The organism is Frankia canadensis (assembly GCF_900197875.1).
In the GTDB taxonomy this organism is placed as follows: Bacteria; Actinomycetota; Actinomycetes; order Frankiales; family Frankiaceae; genus Frankia; species Frankia canadensis.
Genome location: NZ_FZMO01000359.1, coordinates 1 through 2,486 on the forward strand (window position 1 = coordinate 1; position 2,486 = coordinate 2,486).

Annotated in this window: 3 protein-coding genes; 2 read left to right on the forward strand and 1 reads right to left on the reverse strand. The window is 75.2% G+C overall.

Going from position 1 to position 2,486, the window contains the following annotated elements; translation table 11 throughout:
- Positions 1 to 765, reverse strand: a 765-nt coding sequence (locus C1A33_RS23685; RefSeq protein ID WP_243407880.1) for an AfsR/SARP family transcriptional regulator, incomplete at its 3' end; no start/stop codon positions are given.
- A gap of 327 nt (positions 766 to 1,092) precedes the next feature.
- Between C1A33_RS23685 and C1A33_RS37020 the strand changes: the two genes are divergently transcribed.
- The gene (locus C1A33_RS37020; protein ID WP_243407881.1) at positions 1,093 to 1,827 is read left to right on the forward strand and encodes an acyltransferase family protein; all 735 of its coding nucleotides are present in this window, start codon (positions 1,093 to 1,095) and stop codon (positions 1,825 to 1,827) included.
- A gap of 75 nt (positions 1,828 to 1,902) precedes the next feature.
- The coding region (locus C1A33_RS37025) for an acyltransferase family protein (protein WP_243407882.1) at positions 1,903 to 2,486 on the forward strand (584 nt) is incomplete at its 3' end.

The window sequence follows — 2,486 nt, forward strand, 5'->3', positions numbered from 1 at the left end:
GCGCAAGTGCCGGCGGCGTGAACGGCGAGCGCTATCGCTCATCGATCCGCAACGGAGTGGCGTCGTACCGGATCCCGTCCCGTCCCGGACCTGCGGCCGGTCGAGGGCGAGCAGCTCGCGCTGGACCCGGGTGAGCGCCTCCCCGGGCCCGGTGCCCAGCTGTTCGCGCAGGTCCCGGCAGTGGCGCTCGAACCGGCCCAGCGCCGCCGCCGGCCCACGCGCCGCCGCCTCGCTGCGCAGCAGGTCGGCCAGCAGGCCCTCGTCGTCGGCGTGGCGCGCGTGGGCCTCCTCCAGCAGCGGCAGCGCCTCGGCGTGCCGCCCCGCCCGGCTTGTGGCCTGGGCCAGCAGGATCCGGGCGGCAGCCAGCTCCCGCTCTGCCACCCGCCGCACGTCGGCGAGCGGACCCTCCTCCTCCACCGACACCGCCGGCAGGGACGCGCCGAGTTCCAGCGCACCCCGGACCAGGCTGGCGGCGGCGAGCGGATCGGTCGCCAGGAGCCGGCCGGCCTCCGTCACACGCTGGCCGAGCAGGCAGCTGTCGACCTGCTCCGCCGGCAGGGCGAGCCGGTATCCCGCACCGTCGCGTGCCACCACCTCGGCACCGCAGATCGCCCTGGTCCTGGAGACGACCACCTGCAGGCCCTTGGCCGCGTTCACCGGCGGCTCGCCACACCAGATCAGCTCGACCAGCCGTTGCGCGCGCACCGCGCGCCCGTGCTCGGCGGCCAGCGCCGCCAGCAGCGCCCGTGACCGGTCACCCACCACCGGGGGCGCCTCTCCAGCGCACCCCGTCCAGGAGAGTGAGGCTCACGACCACCCGATCAGTCTAGGGACGACCTTCCGGTCCTGCCGACGGCCGCCGTGGGCGGACGGAGTCGGCTGTGCGAACCGGGGTGGGCGTTACCAGGGTGGGCGTTACCAGGGCGGGCGTGCCGGGGCCTGTGCGCCCATGTCTCGCGATCCGGCGCTGTTCGGTCCTCCGCCAGCCGGTCGTCGGGCCCGGCTGACAGGCCACTCCCAGGTTCGGGGCATAGGAACGACTCACTGGGGGAGGCAGACGGGCAGCAACCTGACGGCGCCGAGGGAGAGCGGATGGCGGAGCACGGCGGCCTCGACACGCTGGTACGACGCGAACCCCCACCGCTGGACCGGGTTCGTCGCGAACGCGCGGACACCGGTGGTTCCGGTGGAAGCGACGAGAGTGGTGGAGGTGGCGGTCTCGGCCGCAACCCGGCACTGGACGGTCTGCGAGCGCTCGCGGTGCTGTGCGTGCTCGTGTTCCACATGGACGCGCTGCCCGGCGGCTACCTCGGTGTCGACGTGTTCTTCGTGCTCAGCGGCTTCCTGATCACCGGGCAGCTGCTGGCCGAACGGGACCGGGCGGGCGAGGTGTCCCTGATTCGGTTCTACGTGCGGCGCGCCTACCGGCTGCTGCCGGCGTTCTGGCTGCTGGCCCTGGTCGGCCTGGTCGCGGTGGTGACGGGGATCGACGGGCGGGCCGGTGCGCTCGGTGAGTTCCTGGGCAGCCTGGCCGCGTCGGCGATGTATGTGAACAACTACGTCCAGGTGGTGCGGCAGAGCACGGGGGCCGGCTGGCTCGGCCACACCTGGTCGCTGTCCGCGGAGGAGCAGTTCTACCTGCTCTGGCCGCTGGTGCTGGTCGCCCTGTGCCGCCGGCCGCGGCTCGCCCGCCGGCTGCCGGTGGTGCTGCTGGCCGGGGTGGCCGCGGTCGCGCTGTGGCGCAACGTGCTGGCCGCGTTCGGCGCGTCGGCGACCCGGATGTACTTCGGCCTGGACACCAGGGCGGACGCGCTGCTCGTCGGCTGAGCGCTGGCCGCCTGGCTGCGCGCGGCGCGTCCCCGGCCGGCCGTCACCAGCGGCGCGCGCGCCGGCGGCGGCAGCGTGGCGACGATCGGCGTGGCGACGGTCGGCGTGGATGGTCCGGCGGTCGCGGCCCCGGGTGCCTGGCGGCGCGGGCTCGACCGGATCACGGGAGTGCTGCCGGCCGTCGGCACGGTGGCGTTCGCACTGCTGGCGGTGGCGACGGTGATCGCGCCGAGCGGCTGGGGACCACGGGCGACGTCGATGTGCCGCGGCGGCTACACCGTCGTCGCCCTGCTCGCCGGGGCCGTCGTGCTCGCCCTCGCCCAGGCGGGTCCGACGACCTGGCTGTTCCGCGCCCTCGCGGTCGCGCCGCTCGCCTGGCTCGGCCGGATCTCCTACGGCTTCTACCTCTGGCACTTTCCCGTGGTCGCCCACTGGGGTCCCGGCCTGACCGGCGCCCTTGGCCGCTGGCCGGCCATCCTCGCCGCCGGCCTGCTCTCGGTGGTCCTGGCCGCCGCGTCCTACTACCTGGTCGAACGCCCCATCCTGCGGCGCTGCCCGCGATGGTCGCGCCCGTCCCCGGCCGGGTCCGGGAGGCTGGCGTCAGCCCCGCGTACGGGCAGGGGACCTCGACGACGGCCTTCGCGGTCTCCACCTCGGCG

Bases quoted from the DNA above. Each gene is read 5' to 3' on its own strand.
- C1A33_RS37020 (WP_243407881.1), top strand. From the start codon at position 1,093: ATGGCGGAGCACGGCGGCCTCGACACGCTGGTACGACGCGAACCCCCA.